Below are 19,373 nucleotides of genomic sequence, written 5' to 3'. Positions count from 1 at the left end.
ATCCCGGCCGGCTCCTCGTTGAGCCGTGCGACGCTCACTTTCCCCTGGCAACCTCGGGTCCAAGCCCGCAGTAGAGCGACACGATCGACACTCTGTAGGTGGACGGTTACCGTCGAAAGGGCGGACACGGGGGGCACCTCAAATGCCCCCGCTCTGTCCCCGCAGTCCGTGCTCGGGTCGCGACCCTACGTGCGAGACTCGCTAAGGAGAGACGCCCGACGGCTAGGTGGAAGGCACGACATGATCGACGACCGCCCCAGCTGGGCGCGACGCATGGAGTCCGAGCGTGCGGCTCGCGGCTGGAGCCCTCTCGACGCTGCCCGCGCCATGCGCGCTCACTCAACCCATGAGCTGTCCGACGACAGGGCCCTCGCGCGATCGTGGCGCCGCTGGGAGTCCGGCGCAGTCGCGCCACGAGACCACAAGGCTCTGATCGCAGCCGTCTTCGGCACAACCACCCACGCGTTCTTCCCAGTGGACCACCGTAGGGACGGAAGCGTCGAGGTGAGGGATGTCTCAGGGATGGACACCGTCGAGATCGTCGCACGGCTGCGGGCTTCAGACATCGACGAAGCCACCTTGGACGCACTCCGCATCACAGTCGACAGGCTCTGTACGGAGTACGCCTACATGCCTGGCGATCAGTTGCTAGTCGAGGGCCGGGCGTGGCTCAACCGAGTCGTCAGCATGCAGCACCAGCGACTCACACTCGCACAGCACCGTGAGGTGCTCTTCCTCGCAGGGATGCTCACCTTGCTCGTGGGATGCGTGGAGTACGACGGCGGGGGTGACACCCGCAGCCACGCGGAGGCCACCCGGCAAGCAGCCCTGTCGATTGGCCACGAGGTCGGACACACAGGGATTCAGGGGTGGGCTCACGAAATGCGCGCATGGTTCGCCCTCACGAACGGAGACATGCGCGGTGTAATCGCCGCCGCCGACGCCGGTCTCGCCGCCGCACCCAGCGAATCCGTGGCTGTCCAGCTACTGGCACAGAAGGCCAAGGCATGGGCAAGGATCGGAGATCGGCGTCAGACAGAAGTCGCACTCGATGCCGGCCGGACTCTCCTTGAGTCCATGCCTTATCCGGAGAATGTGCAGAACCACTTCGTGGTAGACCCGAACAAGTGGGACTTCTACTCCATGGACTGCTATCGCAAGGTCGGCGACAACCAGATCGCCGAGACTCTGGCGCGCGAAGTCCTCCAGGCCGGGGTGGATTTTGACGGGACGGAGCGTTCCCCCATGCGCAATGCCGAGGCCCGCATCACCCTGGGAGTCGTTGCGGCGCGGGAAGGTGATCTAGGAGCTGCCCTCACGTACGGCGAACAGGCACTGCGTAGTGATCGACAGTCGCTGCCTTCGCTGAGCATGGTCGCTGGCGACCTGGCTGCTGTCCTCACCCAGCGGTACCACAGTGATCCCCAAGCACGCGAGTTCGTTCAGTACATGCGTGCTCTGGGCTCTCGCTGACACCACTTGACCTGACACACCTCGACTCAACTACGCTCAGTCGTGAGGGACTTCACTCGCACAACCCCTGGGCTGTGTCCTCAAGGCTTTCGAGTACAACATCTGTGCCCGCTTCGGTCAGTTCGTCGACAGTGGTCTTGCCGGAGGCGACACCGATGATGAGGGCTCCACCTTCGATGCCTGTGCGGACACCCTCGAGGGAATCTCCGATGATCACTGTGTTGGGGCCCTGGACTCCCAACCAAGAGGGGACCGCCGCATATGGGCAGGACTGAGTACTACAACGACCCCGCCGCGCCCAAAGCAAACACACTCATCCCCGCCAGCAACCTGCTCGTCGTCGACAGCAGCGGCGCCATCCTGCTCCAGCGTCGCCGCGACACCGGCCAGTGGGCCTTGCCCGGCGGAGCCCAGGACATCGGCGAGACCGCAGCCCAGTGCGCCGTGCGTGAATGCCTGGAGGAGACCGGCATCGAAGCCGAGATCACCGGCTTCCTCGGGGTCTATACCAACCCCCGCCACATCGTCGCCTACACCGACGGCGAGATCCGCCAGCAGTACGAGAACACCTACATCGGCCGTCCGGTCGGCGGCGAGCCCACCATCAACGACGAGGCCGACGGCGTCCGCTTCATCCAGCCCGCCGACCTCGACCGCTACAACATCCACGCCAGCATGCGCCAGCAGATCGGCGACTACCTCGCCGGCACCTACCCCTACATCGGCTGAGCCACCAACACCGCCTCCACCCGCACCACAGCCGCCAGAATCTGCGGCGACGCCCGACCTGTCGATTAGGCGACGCCAGCTGCTCTCATTCCCAGTAGTCAGCCAGCATCTCGGCCGGCCAGTTCGGCTCTCGTACCTCCCCGCGTGGTCCCATCTCTTGGAAGTAGGGCGCGACATCGTAGATGGGTGTGCCGTCGATCGCGTCGAGATCTACGACGTGCAGGTCCAGGCCCTCGACCTTCACGAGCCGGGGGAAGGACTGCGCGAGCTGGTTCGGTCGACGGTGGTTGCGGTGGACGAAGGTCCCGGTGGGCGGCCAGTCCAGGTTGTTACGGGGGCTTCGCGCGTGGAGGGCGACATCGGTCGGGGATGCCTTGTGGAAGTGCCACACCACCACGAGATGCGAGAATTCCTCCAGGCCCTTGACGACCTCCGCCGGGAAGTCGGGGTTCAGCCGGATGATCGCGGGACCACCCCAGTGATCGTCCGTGGGCTCGGTCCGGCCTCCGACGACAATGCCGATCGGTTCGATTTCCAGCGACTGTGCCATGCGCTTCCCCTCGTGCCTCGTCGTGACCTGGTCAAAGTACCTGGACGGGGTATGCGGCTGCCTGGGCGTCCAGGCTGGCAACGGCCGGAATGCCTCGGCGTAGGTACGGGGAGAGCAGGCGCCGCATGTCGACCACGGCCTGGCGGGCGCGTCCCAGGCGTCCGACCTCATGGCGTCGGTTTGCAGAGACCGTCACACGGATTTCAAGGCCGTTGGGCGACTCATGGTGGAACAATGCGCCCATGACGTCTCCGACCCTGGTTGTGGTAAGTGGTCCTGCAGGTACCGGCAAGACCACGCTGGCACATGAGATCGCCCGGTCGCTGGGCTGTCCGGCGGTGTGCCGGGATGAGATCAAGGAGGGGATGGTCCACTCCACGCCGGGCTTCGAGGCGAGTACGGGCGATCCGCTGACCAAGCGGACGCTGACCGTGTTCTTCGACGTGCTGCGGACCATGCTGGAGGCAGGCGTCACCGTGGTGGCAGAGGCGGCGTTCCAAGACAAGTTGTGGCGGCCAAACCTGGAGCCATTGGCGGAGATCGCGGATATCCGGGTGGTTCGGTGCACCGTGGACAGTGCGGTGGCGCACGAGCGTATCGTGCGGCGAGCCGAGGAGAGCGCCCAGCGGGCAGCCCACGCCGACCAGGAGCTGTTGAAGGCGATCCGCAACGGCGAGCGGCCTCTGGAGTCGTGGGTCCCGATCGCGATGGACGTGCCGACGCTGCTAGTGGACACGAGTGACGGCTACGGGCCGGGACTCGGGGAGATTGTGGCGTTCGCTGGGCGGCCGGCGGCCAACTGCAAGGGCTGAGCTCCAGCCGCCTCGGCGGGGTGTTACGACGCCAGTTCGGTCTTCACGGCCTCGGTGAGGTTGTCGATGATGGCCGGCATGAGGCGTGCCCCGATTTCGGGTGTGGCCTTGCTGGCGCGGTAGATGACGCCGGTCTTGGTCTTCGTGTCTTCGGGGGCGGGGAGGATCAGGTAGCTCGGGCGGCGGGGGACGTCGTCGTCGGCCAGCAGGTGGGCACGAACGTCCTCGGGTGCGACGTGCATGGTGAGGCTGGTTTCGACGAGGGCCGCGTGGTGGTCTTCGGTGCGCGGGACTCCGGTCTCTGCGGCAATCTCGTTGCGAGTGTCCTCCGGGGCGAAGTCCCACCAGGCCGCGGCCATGATTCTGGCGTCGGGGGCCTGGGTGAGGAAGGTGTCGGCGGCGTCGAAGACGGCGGCGGTGTTCGCGATGTGGCCGTGCAGGATGAGGAAGCAGCGGGCACCATGGCGGTATGAAGCCGTGAGGATGTCCTGGACGACGCCGGTCATGGTGGTGGCGCGGAGGTTGGTCATGCCGGGGAACTCGCCGCCGGCCCGGAGAGGGTCGGTCTTGAAGCCGTAGGCGAGCGGGGGCAACACGAGCGCGGGGACGCGTGTGGCCAGCTGATCGGCAAGGTGCCCGGCCAGGATGGTGTCGGTGCCGAGCGGCAGGTGCGGGCCGTGGGCTTCGATGGCGCCGATCGGCAGGACCACGAGGTGGTCGTGGATGCGTTCGGCGTATTCGGGCCAGGTGAGGCTGTGAACGCGCATGCGGGGTGCCTTCCGTCGTGGCGAGCGGGTCAGGGGCCGGTCCAGCCGAGGCTGGGGGCGTAGGGGCGTGCCTGGTCACGGGCGGGCTGGAGGTTGAGGAAGTCCTCCTTGTTGCAGCAGCCGGAACGGGCCGCGCACGGCTGGTAGGGCTCGGGACGTAGGGGCAGCCGGAAGCCGGGGTCGAGGGTGCTGCCCAGGCGGCCGTGGCGCTGGACGTAGTAGCGCGAGCAGGGGTAGACCTCGCCATCGATGCCGATGAACAGGTAGTCGTGGCCGGCAGCGCAGGGGCGTCCGCCGGGGTCGGCGAGGGCGAGCAGGTTGATGTTCAGGAGGTCCTGGTCTGCGCCGAGCTCGACGGCTCGGGTGATCCCGGTAGGCGTGGCGAGGATGGGCGACATGTCGGGGAGGTCGTCGTATTGGCCGCGGGCTGTCCCGGGGTCGTAGCCCGGGTCGAGGTTGAAGCGCAGGCCGGCGTTCTCCGCGGCGGTGCGCAGTTCGCGGATGCTGTCGGCGTTGTCCGGGAACAGCAGGCCGTTGGCGACGACGAACAGGCCGCACTCCTTCTGGGCGAAGGCGAGGTTGTCGATGAACCGGGCGACGGGGACCTGGGTGTGGTGGTGGGTGGCCCACAGCGACAGCTTGGTGAAGTCGGCGTCGGCAGCGATGCGGGGCAGGCGGTTCTTGAGCAGGGTGCCGTTGGTGAGCAGCTCGACGAAGCGAACGTTGGGCTGTCGGGTTAGCCACGCGGCCTGTTCGAGGAACTCGAGGGAAGCGAACGGCTCGCCGAGGGTGGCCAGGCGGACTCCGACGGGGAACGGCTGGGCGGCGATCCACTGGACGGTGGTGGCGAAGTTCTCGCGGTCGTTGTCGTTCTTCCAGTGGACGAGGTTGCTCTTGGCGTAGTCGCCGGTCGAGACGCAGTAGTCACAGGCCAGGTTGCACAGGCGTTGGGGGCTGACGTACCAGATCTTCACCAGGGGCTCGGTCATCTCGGTCACCCGGCCTTCGGGCAGGCCCGGCTGGCCGTGTTGGTGTTGAGGAGCGGGAAGGCGTGCAGGGGCCGGAACTGCCGGTGCGGGAAGTCGGGCTTCTGGTCGTGACAGCCGCGGCAGATGTAGTCGTCGGGGGCCTCCTGGACGCCGAAAACCCTGCGCCGGACCTGGACGGCGGCGGGGCTGGTCATGATGTCGTGCAGGGAGCTGTCGCGGATGTTTCCGAAGACCTCCCGCTGGTGGTAGTCGTTGCAGCAGATGAACAGGTCGCCGGTCACGGAGAAGTAGGCGTGGTTGACCGGCCAGCTGCAGCCGGTCAGGGGCCCGGTGATGTGGAGGTTCTGGGCAAACTCGTTGGCGAGTTCGCCGGCACGGTCGCTGGCTTGAGTGGCGTACACGGTCACGCCGCGGTGCTCGTAGCGCTTCTTGATCGCCTCGACGTTGCGGTACACGTCGTCACCGACGCCGTTCACTGCGATCTTCACCGGCCAGCCGGCGTCGATGGCCGCGTCGAGGTTGGCGAGGCTGGTGTGGAAAGTGCGGGCTCCGGTCAGGGTGCGGAACTCGGCCGGGTCGAGGCTGGGCAGGTTGACGATCAGGTCGTACAGGACGTCGGCGTCCCCGATCGCCTTGATCTTGGCCGGGGTAAGGGCACTGACGTTACTGAACAGGGACAGCTTCATGCCGTGCTCGCGCAGGACCTCGACGCGGTCGGTGAAGTGCCGGTCGAGGGTGGGCTCGTTGAAGAAGTGGAACGTGACGAACTTGACGGTCTCGTACGGGGCGAGCTTGCCGATGATCTCCGTGAAGAGGTCCATCGGCATCGTGGCGCGGGGCTTGGGGTCTGTGGAGACCGGGCAGGAGCGGCAGCCCCAGTTGCAGTGGGCGCTGATCTCGACCTGCCCGGTCAGCAGCCGGTACTCGCGACACAGGTCGTCGGGGGCCTGGAGCCAGCCCTTGGCCACCAGTTGCCCCACCGTCGCCTGCCCGAACTCGGCGACGAGGACGCTGGTGTCGATGGGCGCCGTGGCCGCTTTCTCCAGGGCTGCAAGGGCCGCGCGGTCGTGGTGCCAGTCGACGCGGCGGTCGAGACCGATCACGCCAAAGGCGGCGGTGCCGGAGTCGGTGATCACGGGCCAAGTGGGGCCCTTGGTATCGGTCATGTAGATGACCGACGGCCGGTCGCCGGGGCGGACGCAGGTCAGGTACGGGTCGGTCTGCAGCCTGTTGGGCAGCACGGTGTCCTCCGATGGGTCAGGTCGGGGCGAGTTGGAAGATGCAGGACAGCGGGATGCGCTCTGCCTGGTCGTACTCCCAGGGCGCGAGCTGGGCGCGGGCTTCACTGGTGGGGCCGGGTTCGGTGAAGTCCTCGATGTCGAAGCCGGCAGCGCGGAATGCCCGCCAATATGCGGTGAGCGGCCGGTGGAAGTACGGCACAGGCGAAAAGCCGGGCCAGTCGTCCAGCAGGTGGGCACCCGGATCGAGGTAGTAGTCGACGAGGTAGCCGGTGGCCTCCTCCGGTCTGGGGGAGTCGACGGCCGGTGGCTGCCAGCGGCGCGGGCCGCAGGAGAAGCAGGGGTGGCTGATCACCGCGGTCATCCGACCGCTGGGGTGCAGGACCCGGTGGGCCTCGGCCAGAGCGGTCTCGTAGTCGTCGACGCTAGTCAGGACGTGGTTACAGACGATCGCGTCGAAGGAGGCATCAGTGAGGCCCTGAAGGGCGGTGGCCGACGCAACGAGGTAGCGGATGCCGAGCGGGGCGGCCTCTTCGTACGCGGCCGCTGTCCGGATCATCTCCTCGCTCACGTCGACACCAGTGACGTGAGCGCCGGCTCGGGCCAGGCTCCGGCACAGGTAGCCGTTGCCGCACCCGAGGTCCAGGATCCGGCGGCCGTGGGCAGGTCCGAGCAGGGCGAGCATGGGCTCATCGGTGACGTACTTGCGGTGCTTGTCGCCGTGGTCGTCGAAGGCGGCGTCCCACGGCCGGGCGTTCTTGTCCCACAGCGCGTGGACATCGACGTCGGCGAGGTCGGCTGGCTGCTGGGCCTCCGCGCCGGTGGGACGCGGCAGCCAGCGTTCGGCCGAGACTGCGGCCGGGCTGGGCCCGCGAAGCAGCGCCGGGTGGCGGCGTTCGTACTCCAGCCAGTCCAGCGACGGCTCCGGCTCACCGGACCACGGCGAGCGGTAGCGGAAGTAATAGCCCCAGCCGTGGAACGATGCCGGGACGGTCTCGATGCCCGTGGCGCAGCTGTCGCAGAAGTAGGCGTCGGCCTTCGGGCAGTACGCGATGGCCATGAAGTGGCGGGGCTGTTGGCAGACCTGGCAGGTGTGGCGCCAGTGGAGGCCGCACCGCGGGGCCGGCGAGCCGAGGTCCCGCAGCGCGGGGCGAACGGTGTATCCGGGAGACGCTGCGGCGATGTGGCGGCAGTAGAGGCAGGCGGCGGTCATAGTGCCGCCTCGAAGTAGCCGGGGATCAGCCGGTGGTCGGGCTCGCGTCCGGTGGTGAACCACTGGTGCAGGTCGCGTAGGACGGCGTCGAACATCTGGTGCGGGATCGGGAGCCGGCCACGGATGCGCTGGTTGCGGTGGTCCTCGAAGGCGGTCATCCAGCCCCGGAAGGCGACAACCTGTTCGTCGGCCGAGGGCCACCGGGCCTGGATCCGTTCCCGGGCGATGGTGAACGGGCTCGGTACGGTCAGCTGGGCGGAGGCCACCAGGCCACCGGAGCGGGGCACCTGGTGGTAGATGGCCGTCAGCTCGTCCACGAACGCGGCGCGGTAGCCCAGTCCGTGGGTCAGGGCGAGCCAGGCGTCCCAGTCCTCGCAGTGGGTCAGCGCCTCGTTGAACCGTGCGCCGTCCTTGTAGAAGTTGCGGGTGACGACGGAGCCGGTGTGGATGTAGTTGGCCACGAGTAAGAAGCGCGGGTCGAAGTCGTACGCCTTGGTGTGCATGCCCGTGGTGTCGGCGGGGAGGGCGGTGAGGCGTTGGTCGGCGACCAGGGCGCCCAGGTAGACGAAGTCCGCGGCCTTTGAGGTCACCGCCTTGTGGGCTGTTTCCAGGTGCCAGGGAAGGAAGACGTCGTCATCGTCGAGGAAGGCCAGCAGGTCGCCCTCGGCGCAGGCGATGCCGGCGTTCCTGGCCTTGGAGACCCCACTGTGCGTGGGCAGCTCCACCAAGGTCACGTCGAAGTGCCGCCGCCACGGGCTGACACTCGTGGCGAGGGTGCGGCCGCCATCGTTGATGACGACGGCCTCGAAGTCGGTGAACGTCTGCTGCCGCAGGCTCTCCAGGGCCAGGTCGAGAAGGTCAGAGCGTTTGTGGGTCGGGATGATGACGCTGATCACGACGCCTCCGCTCTGCTGAGCAGGGCGGCCGTGGACGCGGGGACACCGGCGAGGCGGTAGAGGGTCACGCGGCTGGTCGGCTGCCCGGTGTGCTCCTTGGCGGTGGACCACTCCCACACGACCTGTTCGTCGCGGGTCACCTCGAAGGCCCGGCCCTTCTCGGCCTCGGTGACCAGCACGTTGCCGTTCGGTAGGCGCTCGCAGCCGCCGGCCAGCTCAGTGAAGAACGGGTCCGCAGGCTCGCCCACGTACTCCCAGACGGTGCGGTGGGCGGCAGGGTCGACTTCCACCACACGGGAGCGCCCCGAGGCTCTGCCGTTGTCGAAGATCAGCAGGTTCCCGTTCGGTAGCACCGAGGGCTGGTGCTGTCCCGAGAGCTCGCCGGGCCCCCACGACCACAGCACCTGCGGGGTGTCGAGGTCCACGACGGCCACCAGGTCTAGGTTCCGGAACGACAGCAGAACGTGCCCGGCCTCCCACAGGCCCTTCGGGTGGGCGGGAAGGATCTCGATGGTGTTGGTGTGCAGGGCGTCGCACGGTGAGCCCGGCAGTCCCCGCAGGATCCGCAAGGCCTCGGTTGGCGAGCCGCCGTACGTGACCGAGGCCAGCAGACCGCGGGCCTCGGCGTTGATCCGATGCCCCCCGAGCGTGAACGCGGTGTGCTTGTCGACGATCCGGTCGCGGAGGTCGGCCGCGATCACCGGATCCGTGCACAGGACGTCGAAGAGCGATACGGACCCGCGCAGCGTGCCGTCGGTGGCGAGGGTGGTGACGGCGTTGTCCAGGATCACCAGGAACTGGCTGCCCAGCCGCACCTGCCGAGGCTCCTCGGTCAGGACGTGGACCTTCCCGTCTGGGCCGAAGGCGAGGTCGTGGTGGACGGCGATGTCCGCCTGCCACAGCAGCGACGAGTCCGGGGCGATCTTCAGCAGGGCCCGCAGCGGGACCATGGCGTAGAGGTTGCCGACCGCGTCGACCTCGACGTGGTTCCACCCCCGGAGAAAGCTCGGCGGTTCGGCGTCCATGGGTGGCTGCGCTGCCTCGTTGCTCCACGTGTGGATGGTGCGGCCGTCCCGGTCGATGAGCCTGGCGAAGGGCTTCGGGTAGGACGAGGCCGGTGAGAAGAGGAAGTGGTCGACCGTGGTGGGACTTTCCTCGGAATGGAACATGGGACGCCTCCTTGATCGTCGTGCTGGGCGCGTGGGGGTGAGGTGAGCGGGCCCGCCGTGGCATTGGCCCTGGGCAAGGGCTGCACTTCGACGGGAGGCAGATCGGCGGCGCCGGCGGCGTCGTGGGATTGGCCCGGGCCGCGGCGGACACGGCGGAACCGGCGGAGCCGGCGACCAGGACGATGCCGATGAAGTTGGCCGCGGTCAGCAGAACTGCGGCGAGCGGGCCTTCGCCGGTCCGTACCTTGTGGTGCCTGAGGCGGGAGTGGCGCTTCCGATGCATTGCCGGCACCCGCAGGTCAGGGTGGGGGCCGCCGTGCGGGCGCGGCGGTAAGGCCAGCTGGACGGCCTGACGGCCGTCCGTGGCATGCGTTCTCACAGGTCGGTGTCCTTCGTGGTGTCGAGGTCCGCCCAGATCCGCTTGCCGGTGGCCAGCTGCTCGGTGCCCCACCGGGTCGAGAGGGCCTCCACCAGGAGCAGGCCGCGACCGTGCTCGGTGAGGTTCACCGGGTCCGAGCGGGATCCGGCGTCGGGCAGTGGTGGCTGGCGAGAGCAGTCGGTGACGACGATGTGCACCGCGGTGGTTCCCGTCCGGGTGACCGAGACCCCGATCCTGCGGGTGTCCGTGTGTGTGACGGCGTTGGTCACCAGCTCCGAGACGATGGTGCGCGCCGCTTCCGCCAGGTGACCGAGGTTCCAGGTGCTGAGGTAGAGCGCCACGTCCTGCCGTGCCTTGGCAGGAGCTGTGTCCTTTGCGGCGTAGGTGTCGTGGTAGCGCTCGGGGCCCTGCCCGGCGGCGACAACCATGCTGCTGGCCGGGGCCGTCACACCGGCCGCCGCGTGACCACCGGCGGCGTGCTGTACAGCTCGACGTACAGCGCGAGGGTTGTGGCGCTCCAGTTATCACTGGTTCCGTGTGCGTGGACGAACTCGCAGGCAGGCGCGCTGTTGTCCGATCTGGTGTGCGCGGGGGCGGTCTGGCTTCCGGGGGTGCTGCTCTGGCTCGTCTGCATGGTCGGCCTCGGCAAGTCGATGGTTGGGAATGGTCCTCACTGCGGGGATCCGGCGGTCCCGTCACCTGCTCGCGTGGAGCCGAGAGGCAACCTCGCCGGTGGCCGGATTACCGGGCGAAGACGCAGTGTTCACTGCGCGGCCGGTCTGAACGAGGGCCCAGACGATGTCTAACGGGGCCTTTTCGCGTCCAACGGATGTCTATTGGCCCGGCGCCCGCTATTTCTGTGCAACACGTCTGCAGTCAGCTGCGGTTGGTGTCTAGCGTGGTGGCGGAGGAATACGCCGACGCCAAGGAGCGGCCGTGGATCAGTTAGGACCGACCCTCTTCCAGACCCTGATCAACCAGCGGGGCTGGCAGGACTACCAGGTCTTCAAGCGGCGCTACGAACAGGCCGCCAAGCAGCTGGCCGAGCTGGAGGGGCCTCACTCGATCGCGACGGCGACCATCGAGAAGCGACAGTTCTTCCGGTACGCCCACGGCGAGGTCCGCACCCCGCAGACCGTTGCTCGCCGCGTCCTGGAGTTCATGTTCCCCGGCATCCCAGCCGCCTGCCTCCTCGCACCCGCGCAGACCGCGCAGGAAGCGTCACCGTCTGTCCCCGAGACGGAACGGCGCAGCCCAGGGGAATCCTTCGAGTACGGCCTGGAGGACGTGGTCACCGCGGCGGCCAACGAGTCGGCGCGGTTCGCGGCCCGGGCGGAGAGCAGCAACGTGGGACCGCACACGCTGGAGCAGTTGGAAGCCGACATCCGTCGGATAGTCGACTCGTATCCCAATCGGCCGGTCGGGCCCTTGTTCCGCGAGGTCCGCGCCCTGCGCGATCACGCCTTCGAACTCCTGGAGGGCCGCCAGCCACCCCAGTACACCCGCGACCTCTATCTCGGCGCGGGCATCCTGTGCGGAGTCCTGGCGAACGCAAGCTTCGACCTCGGGCGCTACGACGCCGCCGAGACCCAGGCCCGCACCGCCTTCCTCTTCGGCGAGCTGGCCGGCCACAACGGCCTCCGGACATGGGTACGCGGACTCCAGGCGCTGATCTCCTACTGGGACGGACGTCCGGGAGATGCCGTACGTCTCGCGGAGTCCGGCTCGGCGTTCACGCCCGAGTCCGGAACGGCGCACATCCGGCTGGAGAGCATCAAGGCACGCGCGTACGGGCAGCTGGGCCGCCCCGGCGATGCCCTTGCCGCGCTGACCGCCGCCGATCACCTGCGCGATCGGCTCACGGATGGCGACGAGCTGCCCGGCGGCATGATGGCCTTCCCCGTCGAGAAGCAACTCTTCTACGCCAGCAGCACCCACCTCTGGCTGGCCGGACCTCAGCACCTGGGCGATGCCGAGGCCCGGGCGGAGGAAGCCGTGGAGATGTTCCAGGCCGCGCCGCCAGAGCGGCAACGGCTCGGCGAAATGTCCCTGGCCCGCATGGACCTGGCCATGGCCCGTCTCGGCCGGGGCGACCTCGACGGCGCCGCGGCCCAAATCCACACCGTACTCGCGACCAACGCCCGCCGCCCCACGGAGAGCGTGGACCGCCGCATCGGCCACTTCAGTCGCCAACTCGCCGCCCACCCCGGCGCGGGTGCCCCTATCGCGATCGGCCTTCGAGAGTCGATCATTGCTCAGCAGGAACGCACCATCGCCGAACTTCCGCCAGGAGGCCGCCCGTGACCACCGTGACCGTCTTGCACCCCGGCGCCATGGGCGCCGGTGTCGTCGCCCAGGTTGCGGCCGCTGGCCATGAGGTGCTCTGGGTGCCGGAAGGCCGAAGCGCGGCCACCCGTGAGCGGGCCCGGAAGGCGGGAGCAGTGGCGGTCGACACCCTGGCAGAAGCCCTGGAGCGCAGCGCAGTGGTGCTCTCCGTGTGTCCCCCGCAGGCAGCCGAGGAGGTCGCAGCAGCGGTCGCCGACCACAGCTTCACCGGGGTGTACGTCGACGCCAACGCCATCAACCCCCAGCGCATGCAGCACATCGCCGAGGCGATGAGCCCTGGGGTAGCGGTGCTGGACGGCGCCATCTTCGGTCCACCGCCCGGTGGCCAGCGGACCGCCCGGCTATACCTCGCCGGGGACCGCTCGGCCATCGACCTCGTGGAGACCCTGTTCAAGGACACCGCCCTGCATCCCCGGCGAGCAAGCGGCGCCATCGGCTCGGCCTCCGCCCTGAAGATGGCGTTCGCCAGTTACCAGAAGGCCGCCCGCACCCTCGCCGGCGTCGCCCACGCCCTCGCCGACGCCCACGGAGTAGGCGACGAGCTCACCGCCGAAGCCCAGGTCATGGCTTCCAACATCCTCTCCGACCCCGGATACCTGCCCAGCGTGGCGGCACGAGCCTGGCGCTGGGCACCGGAGATGCAGGACATCGCCGACACCCTCCGTGCGGCCGATCTGCCGTCGGACATGGCCGAAGCCGCAGTCGCGGTGATGTCGCACTGGAAGGGTGACAAAGACCGGTACGACCTGCCGGTCGCAGACGTCCTCGCTCACTTGCGGAGCTTGGACATCTGACCGTGGTCTTCACCCGCCAGCGCAGATTTGCCGCCAGAGGTCGTGGGCGTCACCACCGCAGCGGCTAATCGTTGAGCTGTCAGCAGCTCTCGCCTCGGCCAGGGCACACGTACGATCCCCGCAGTGCACGACACAACCAGAGTACACAAGTACCTTCTCCAGCAACACACTTCGGCGTGGCACCGAGGCGTTAGTGGCATCAGGTCCAGCCGGTCAGGCGCGTGGCCAGGATGCGGACCTCTGGCGTGAGGCCGTCTCAGTTCGCCCGCGGACGACAGATAGCCCGAGGTGTCCCTCGCGGGCCCAGCTAAGACCCGGGTCATCAACTCACCCTGCGCAGAGGTGGGATCACCACCGCGATATGCGCGAACAGCCTGCGGCGTTCAGACTCGGATGATCCCCGAAGTCCAGTCGGTAGCGGGCCGCCGATTACGACAATTCACAGGCGAATCAGCCGATATGCCAGCGACGCCACGAACGAATCCCAGAGAGGCACGGAGATGACGATCACCAAACGGAATGCGAGGGCCATCCTGTTGGACGGCGACGACCTCGTGCTGATCAAGCGGACCAAGCCGGGCCGTGACCCGTACTGGGTGACGGTGGGCGGCGGTGTCGAGGCCGAGGACGCGAGCATCGAGGACACGCTGCACCGCGAGGTATTCGAGGAGCTCGGGGGCAAGCTGAGCAAGGCAGAGCTCGTGCACCTGATCACCGACTCGCTGGATGGCGGCCTGGGTGTCCAGCACATCTTCGCCGCGCGCCTGGAGCAGATGGACCTCGCGGTACGCGCGGGCACCGAGTTCGACAAGCCCGAGCGGGGCGGCTACGAGGTCGTCCGCGTGCCGTTCACGGCAGAGGCGGTCCGACAGCTCAACCTGATGCCGCCGGAGCTGGCCAACTTCACGGCCGCCAACGTCGAGGCCATCAAGGCCGTGCTCGACACCCAGATCCGCGCGTCCTGACCGCCGCCATGTTCATCAGGGCCGGTGCGGGCCCCGGCCGCGTGCTGATGCGCCCGCACGATGGTGGACTCCACGGAAATGTCCCAGTCGATCTCACCCGCCGCGTCGGCCGCTGCCTGGACCTGCTGGAGCAGCCGCTCCCATGTCCCGTCTGCTGACCAAGTCGGTACGTTCGTAGACGGCCTTCCACGGACCGAACCGTTCGATCAGGTCACGCCACTGCACGCCGGTCCGGACCCGGTGAAGAATCCCGTCGATCACCTGGCGGTGATCCCGCCACCTGCCTCAACGCCCGTTGCTGACCGGGAGAAATGGCCGTCGCTGATCCAGCTCGGCATCCGTCAGATCACCCCGCCCCAAAACCAGAGCACGCCCCGATCCAAAGGAAAGTCAGATGACTGAGCTGGACAGATCCCAGAAGTGCGCTTGACTGCGCGAATGAACATCAACTCGACGGAAGTGAGTCCGTCTGCAACCGTGCAGGTCAGGCGTTTCCGCAACGATGATTCGGTAGAGCAGCTGACCCTCCTGCTCCATCGCGCCTACGCAGACCACGCCGCTGCCGGGCGGGTCTTCTTCGCCTCCTACCAAAATCCGCAGGACACACTGCACCGCCTGAGCAAAGGCGAGTGCTGGGTCGCGATGAACGGGAACGCACTGGTCGGCACCGTCACCGTGTCAGCCCCTCACACCACTCCGGCCGGATACCCGGCGCCGGCAGGAGGGGGCTCGTTCTGGCAACTGGCTGTCGAGCCATCGCAAAGAGGCACTGGCCTCGGACAGCGACTGCTGGTCCTGGCAGAGTCACGTATCGCTGCTCTCGGATCGACACAGGTCGTCATCGATACCTCTTCACAGGCAACAGACCTCGTCGACTGGTACCGCCGGCGCGGCTACGCGCCGATCGGCACTTGGCGGTGGGACGTCACCAATTACGACAGCATCGTCCTCATGAAGAACCTCCCGACGACAACTTCTTCGTGAACGGCCGGACAGAACCTTCAGGCTGCCCGCTCGTCGTCGTCAGCGCGGCGATGCCCTCCAGAACCCGTGCCACGTCTGCGAGGGAGTCGAGTACGAGGTCAGCACCGGCCTCGGTAAGTTCGGCGGCCGTGGTCTTGCCCGATGCGATGCCGATGACGGGGGCGCCGCCCTCAAGGCCTGTTCGAACATCCTCCAGCGAGTCCCCGATGATCACAGTGTTCGAGCGGGTGAAGACCGTGCCGTACTTGGCCTGGGCGCGCTTCTGAGCGATGGCGACGAGCGCCGGCCGGTGGTGGTCGTCGGAGGCGAATCCGCCGATCTCGGTGTCGAGGAGGCCGTTGAGGTCGAAGGCCGCGAGCTTGAGCACGGCGTTCGGCTTGAGGTTCCCTGTGACGGCGGTCGGAATCAAGCCGGGATGATCGTGCACCGCGCGCAGCGCGGCGGCGGCTCCTGGCATGAGGACGCCCTGTGTACGCAGGTCCTCTGCACGTGTGGCGAGGTGGACCGGAAGGAGATCCACCATGCGCGGCAGCAGAGCGACGACTTCAGCTTCCGGGACTCCGTTGTCGATCAGGAGCGATCGGATCGCCAGCGGCATGGTGACGCCGGTGCCGCGGGCCGGCAGGTGTTCGGCGGGACGGCCGACGACCTCGGCGAAGGTCTCGCGGTAGACCTGCCGGTCGATGTCGCCGACGTACAGCAGCGTACGGTCGATGTCCCACAGCACGAGGACCTGCTGGGCCTGGGTCACGTTCAGCTCCTTGCACCCGTCACGAGAGCGGCACGGTCGATCAGCTCCCGAGCGTACGGGTTCCGGCGGACCGGGGCGAGGTCACCGATCATTCCCTCGATGTGCTCATTGAGACGGGCCGATTGGAGCTGTTCGGCAAGGTCGAGCGCATGGTGTGCCGTGGCGCAGCCTGCTTCGAGCTCGCCCTTCCGGAGGTAGGCGGACGCCGCGCGGGAAAGAAACAGAGCGTTGGTGCGCTGGTCTGCCGGGTTCAGGGCCTTTCGCGCCTCGGTGAAGCTGACGGCGGCATGGGGCGCATCGTCCAGGTCGAGATAGGCGCTCCCGGACTGGCCGTGGATCTCGCCTTCGTTGATCCAGTACAGCCAGTGGGGGTCGAACTCGGAACGCCCCCGGGCGCAGAGTTCGGCTGCCTCGCCAAGTGCGATGATGGCTGCCTGCCGTTCGCCGAGCTTGGCGTGCCCGCGTGCCTGCCGGGTCAGCAGCATCGCCTCCAGGGCGGGGGTGCCCAAGGTCCTGATCTTCTCTCGGGCGGCTCGCGCCGCTGTGACCGCGTTGCGCGGCTGTCCGGTGGAGTAGCCGTGGATGGCCAGGTAGGACAGGGCGCCGGCCCCCAGGCGGTCGTCGCCGGAGACCTTGGCCGCGCGGAGTGCGGCGAGCAGATAGCTCTGCGCGTGGTCGTGGCGTCCGGAGTCGAAGGCGAACCAGCCGGTCTGTGTGGCGGTGTCGGCGACGATGGCGGCCAAGCGTCGCCCGGTGTCTTCGGTGTATGACGCCTTTTGCAGAAGGCGTTTGAGGAGTTCGAGGTGCGCGTCGCCGAGCTCGGTGAGGGTGCCGCTACCGGCGCTGGCATCCATGATGCGCAGGCGGTCGGTGGTCGCCTGCAGGTTGTCCAGCAGTTCCGGGGCGAGCTGGCTTCCTTCCGTGGCGCGTTGAAGGGGCTCGGCCTCGGCGGTGCTCCAGTGGTGGACGAAGGCGGTGAGCGCGATGCCGCTCACCGTAAGGAACTGCCGGCGGTCAATCACGTCGCCTCCAACCGCATGGTCCAGTGCCGCCACCATACGGGCCGCGGTCCAGGGCAGGGTTGGGTCGAGATCTCCGGCTGACTGATCCGCGGGCTGCTGAAGCGGTCTCCCTGCTGACCGTGGGAGCGGGAGCTGGACGAGCTCGGCAGGGGCGCCGACGCCTGCGACAAATTCGATGATCTTGTCGATGTTGGTGAGGCGTCGGCTGCCCGACTCCAGCATGGACAAGAACGCCTGGCTCAATCCTGTGAGCTGGGCGATGTCCTCCTGGCGCAGCGAGCCTCGCTGTCTGATCAAACGGCTGGCCTTGCCGAAGTCCAAGGCTGCAAGGGCCTGCCGGACATCGACGTCTTGCCACACCCGCTCCGGTACGGCGGGTAACGCGGGGGCGGAAGGGATGCGAGATCGCGCGCAAGCGGAGCAGAGGCCGTCCGGGTTGTACTGGCTGAGCCTGCAGCCGCAGTCGTCGCACTGTCGCAGCGCCTGCTGGGCCACCCGTACCTCCCCAAACGAAAGTGCACCAGCCGCCGGCGTAGCCCGCCGAAAACCGAGATCACCCCAGTGATATCACCAGCGCAATGTGCACACCGGGCGTTTCCCAGTCAGCCTTGTGCCTCAATCAGCCTCTGTTCAGGGCCGATTGCCACTCGCAGCACGAGTTCGTCTGGTCCTGTGTACCTCTCGCACCGGTTCCTCAGCAATGTCGTTGGGAATGGGCTTGGGCTCCGGTGCGGGGGACTTGGGGCCGGGAACGAGCCACGTCACCGACGGTTCGGAAGGGGGACACATCCATGGCGGTCAGCATCTCCGCTGTCGTGCTGCTCGCGGTCCTCGTCATCCTCTTCGTCAAGAAGGGCGGACTGAAAGCCGGGCACGCCGTCGTGTGCGTCCTCCTGGGGTTCTACCTGGCCAGCTCTTCGATGGCCCCCGCGATCTCCGAGGTCGCGACGAACGTCGCGCGCCTGATCAGCGGGATCAAGTTCTAGACCGGGCGCTGGCAGTCCGGTGGCTCTCTCCGGCCGCGCAGCGATCCTGTCCGGCACCAACGTCCCTCTCTCTGCCGAGGAAGCATTCGATGACCGCGAAAAGCATGACGCACCCTTGTGCCGCGATCGAGAGCACGAGGTTTCAGCTTTCCCGGCCGCCCTCGACTGCGACCGTCGACGACCCCGGTCACGAGGCGCACTGATGCGCCCCGTGTACCACCCGGCTGGCACCGATGAAGCCCTCGGTATGGCCATGGTCGAGTTGCAGGCCGGCCGGTGGAGACCGGCGCGTGACTTGCTGGCGGCAACTGGTGGGCAGTGGGGGCTGCGGACGTCGCGTACGCAGGTGCTGGCGGTCACCGCTGCCCACTCCGACGTGATGGGCGTGTGGCTGGAGGAGGAGCCGAACAGTTACGACGCACAGGTGATGCGTGCCCGCGTCTCGGTGGAGCGAGCCCTGCGCGCCCATCACCAGCAGCATGCAGGCGCTGCGGCATTGGAGGAGGCTGCACGACATGCCTCGCTGATGATGGCGCACCGGGAGCCGCGGGATCCGGTGCCCTGGATCTGCTTGCTCACCCTCGCACAGATCGATGGACGCCAGGTGCGGCGGGAGCACCGTGAGGAATCGGCAGAGCCGATGCTGCCGAGCGGGCCGTGGGGGCTTCTGCACGGGATCAACCAGCGCGACCCGTACAACCGGGAGGCGTACCACCGGATCCTGCAGTTCATACTGGCCCGCCCCGTCCCACCGGCGGCCTCACTCGCCGCTGTCTTCGACTTCGGCCGATGGGTGGCTTCGTGGTCGCCGGCGGGTTCCCCGTTGCTGCTGTTGCCGCTGTACGCGCTCGTCGAGCAGTGCCGGCAGCAGTCCCTCCAGCGCCGTGCCGATCCGCTGTGGCGACGGCAGTGGGCGCAGGAGCCGACGATCACATACACAGTCAAGGCGTTCCACCACTGGTTCAAGCAGCCGGACACCGCGCCGCGCTCGGTGACGGACCTGCACCACCTCGCGTACGCCTTGTGGGCCGGTCACCGATTCGTGGAGGCCGCCGAGGTGTTCACAGCCGCGGGCACCTACGCCTCGCGGGAGCCGTGGGCGTCCGTCCATGAGGACCCGAACCATCCCGACGGCGGCGAGGTTCTGCTGCTGCGGGCCCGCCGGGAGTCCCTGTCCTTCGCACGCACCCACGCACCTCGCGCCGGACCGGTGCGCTGACCGTCGCGTACAGCAAAACGCGACTTGGCATGTACCTGACTTTTGACCTCGTTCCACCCATTCCATGGAGGATGTCCAGTGTTACGAACAC

Annotated in this window: 20 protein-coding genes and 1 pseudogene; 9 read left to right on the top strand and 12 right to left on the bottom strand. The window is 67.8% G+C overall.

The window, feature by feature from the left end; genetic code table 11:
- The first annotated feature begins 240 nt into the window (after window positions 1-240).
- The gene (locus OG295_RS30075; protein ID WP_371679745.1) at window positions 241-1,473 is read left to right on the top strand and encodes an XRE family transcriptional regulator; all 1,233 of its coding nucleotides are present in this window, start codon (window positions 241-243) and stop codon (window positions 1,471-1,473) included.
- 52 nt (window positions 1,474-1,525) lie between these two features.
- Here the strand turns inward: OG295_RS30075 and OG295_RS30070 are convergent, their stop codons facing one another.
- Window positions 1,526-1,786: an HAD family hydrolase gene (locus OG295_RS30070; RefSeq protein ID WP_371679744.1), complete on the bottom strand. Its 261-nt coding sequence runs from the start codon at window positions 1,784-1,786 to the stop codon at window positions 1,526-1,528.
- On the opposite strand from OG295_RS30070, the gene OG295_RS30065 reads away from it, so the two are divergent.
- Window positions 1,735-2,202, top strand: a complete 468-nt coding sequence (locus OG295_RS30065) for an NUDIX hydrolase (protein ID WP_371679743.1) — start codon at window positions 1,735-1,737, stop codon at window positions 2,200-2,202. The two genes, OG295_RS30070 and OG295_RS30065, sit on opposite strands and share 52 nt — an antisense overlap.
- An 85-nt stretch (window positions 2,203-2,287) precedes the next feature.
- Here OG295_RS30065 and OG295_RS30060 read toward each other — a convergent pair whose 3' ends face one another.
- Window positions 2,288-2,752 carry an SAM-dependent methyltransferase gene (locus tag OG295_RS30060; protein ID WP_371679742.1) on the bottom strand — a complete coding sequence of 155 codons (465 nt, stop codon included), beginning with the start codon at window positions 2,750-2,752 and terminating at the stop codon, window positions 2,288-2,290.
- A 242-nt stretch (window positions 2,753-2,994) separates the two neighbouring features.
- Here OG295_RS30060 and OG295_RS30055 point away from each other — a divergent pair, with 242 nt between their 5' ends.
- Window positions 2,995-3,564, top strand: coding sequence for an AAA family ATPase (locus OG295_RS30055; RefSeq protein WP_362846232.1), 570 nt, complete (start codon window positions 2,995-2,997; stop codon window positions 3,562-3,564).
- 23 nt (window positions 3,565-3,587) lie between these two features.
- Here OG295_RS30055 and OG295_RS30050 read toward each other — a convergent pair whose 3' ends face one another.
- The 7 genes from OG295_RS30050 to OG295_RS30020 form a co-directional block, all read right to left on the bottom strand.
- Window positions 3,588-4,331, bottom strand: a complete 744-nt coding sequence (locus OG295_RS30050) for a creatininase family protein (RefSeq protein ID WP_371679741.1) — start codon at window positions 4,329-4,331, stop codon at window positions 3,588-3,590.
- A gap of 29 nt (window positions 4,332-4,360) precedes the next feature.
- Window positions 4,361-5,320: a hypothetical protein gene (locus tag OG295_RS30045; RefSeq protein ID WP_371679740.1), complete on the bottom strand. Its 960-nt coding sequence runs from the start codon at window positions 5,318-5,320 to the stop codon at window positions 4,361-4,363.
- 5 nt (window positions 5,321-5,325) lie between these two features.
- A complete protein-coding gene (locus OG295_RS30040) occupies window positions 5,326-6,561 on the bottom strand; it encodes a radical SAM/SPASM domain-containing protein (RefSeq protein WP_371679739.1) in 1,236 nt (411 codons plus the stop codon).
- 16 nt (window positions 6,562-6,577) lie between these two features.
- Window positions 6,578-7,771 carry a methyltransferase domain-containing protein gene (locus OG295_RS30035; protein WP_371679738.1) on the bottom strand — a complete coding sequence of 398 codons (1,194 nt, stop codon included), beginning with the start codon at window positions 7,769-7,771 and terminating at the stop codon, window positions 6,578-6,580.
- A complete protein-coding gene (locus OG295_RS30030) occupies window positions 7,768-8,667 on the bottom strand; it encodes a glycosyltransferase family 2 protein (protein WP_371679737.1) in 900 nt (299 codons plus the stop codon). The genes OG295_RS30035 and OG295_RS30030 overlap by 4 nt, the downstream gene beginning before the upstream one ends.
- Complete coding sequence (locus OG295_RS30025) at window positions 8,664-9,836, bottom strand: arylsulfotransferase family protein (RefSeq protein WP_371679736.1); 1,173 nt, start codon at window positions 9,834-9,836, stop codon at window positions 8,664-8,666. The genes OG295_RS30030 and OG295_RS30025 overlap by 4 nt, the downstream gene beginning before the upstream one ends.
- Window positions 9,837-10,211: 375 nt before the next feature.
- Window positions 10,212-10,643, bottom strand: coding sequence for an ATP-binding protein (locus OG295_RS30020; RefSeq protein WP_371679735.1), 432 nt, complete (start codon window positions 10,641-10,643; stop codon window positions 10,212-10,214).
- A gap of 508 nt (window positions 10,644-11,151) precedes the next feature.
- Here OG295_RS30020 and OG295_RS30015 point away from each other — a divergent pair.
- From OG295_RS30015 to OG295_RS30005, 3 genes are all read left to right on the top strand, one after another.
- Window positions 11,152-12,519 (top strand): hypothetical protein, encoded by a 1,368-nt coding sequence (locus OG295_RS30015; RefSeq protein WP_371679734.1) that lies wholly within the window; start codon window positions 11,152-11,154, stop codon window positions 12,517-12,519.
- Window positions 12,516-13,355 (top strand): DUF1932 domain-containing protein, encoded by an 840-nt coding sequence (locus OG295_RS30010; RefSeq protein WP_371679733.1) that lies wholly within the window; start codon window positions 12,516-12,518, stop codon window positions 13,353-13,355. The genes OG295_RS30015 and OG295_RS30010 overlap by 4 nt, the downstream gene beginning before the upstream one ends.
- 500 nt (window positions 13,356-13,855) lie before the next feature.
- A complete protein-coding gene (locus tag OG295_RS30005; protein WP_371679732.1) occupies window positions 13,856-14,320 on the top strand; it encodes an NUDIX domain-containing protein in 465 nt (154 codons plus the stop codon).
- A gap of 26 nt (window positions 14,321-14,346) precedes the next feature.
- Here the strand turns inward: OG295_RS30005 and OG295_RS30000 are convergent.
- Window positions 14,347-14,680, bottom strand: a pseudogene (locus tag OG295_RS30000) (transposase); the annotation flags it as partial.
- A 78-nt stretch (window positions 14,681-14,758) separates the two neighbouring features.
- Here OG295_RS30000 and OG295_RS29995 point away from each other — a divergent pair.
- A complete protein-coding gene (locus OG295_RS29995; RefSeq protein ID WP_371679731.1) occupies window positions 14,759-15,304 on the top strand; it encodes a GNAT family N-acetyltransferase in 546 nt (181 codons plus the stop codon).
- Here the strand turns inward: OG295_RS29995 and OG295_RS29990 are convergent.
- Together OG295_RS29990 and OG295_RS29985 are read right to left on the bottom strand one after the other, a co-directional pair.
- The gene (locus OG295_RS29990; RefSeq protein WP_371679730.1) at window positions 15,270-16,055 is read right to left on the bottom strand and encodes an HAD family hydrolase; all 786 of its coding nucleotides are present in this window, start codon (window positions 16,053-16,055) and stop codon (window positions 15,270-15,272) included. The two genes, OG295_RS29995 and OG295_RS29990, sit on opposite strands and share 35 nt — an antisense overlap.
- 2 nt (window positions 16,056-16,057) lie before the next feature.
- Entirely contained in the window at window positions 16,058-17,572 is a 1,515-nt protein-coding gene (locus OG295_RS29985; RefSeq protein ID WP_371679729.1) for an XRE family transcriptional regulator, read from the bottom strand.
- A 296-nt stretch (window positions 17,573-17,868) separates the two neighbouring features.
- Between OG295_RS29985 and OG295_RS29980 the strand changes: the two genes are divergently transcribed.
- Both OG295_RS29980 and OG295_RS29975 read left to right on the top strand, forming a co-directional pair.
- Window positions 17,869-18,063 carry a hypothetical protein gene (locus OG295_RS29980; RefSeq protein ID WP_327255490.1) on the top strand — a complete coding sequence of 65 codons (195 nt, stop codon included), beginning with the start codon at window positions 17,869-17,871 and terminating at the stop codon, window positions 18,061-18,063.
- A 253-nt stretch (window positions 18,064-18,316) separates the two neighbouring features.
- Window positions 18,317-19,282, top strand: a complete 966-nt coding sequence (locus tag OG295_RS29975) for a hypothetical protein (protein ID WP_371679728.1) — start codon at window positions 18,317-18,319, stop codon at window positions 19,280-19,282.
- Window positions 19,283-19,373: the final 91 nt, after the last annotated feature.

Source organism: Streptomyces sp. NBC_01276 (genome assembly GCF_041435355.1).
In the GTDB taxonomy this organism is placed as follows: domain Bacteria; phylum Actinomycetota; class Actinomycetes; order Streptomycetales; family Streptomycetaceae; genus Streptomyces.
The sequence above is the reverse complement of the archived record's forward strand: the minus strand, read 5'-3'. Positions and strand labels throughout refer to the sequence as shown.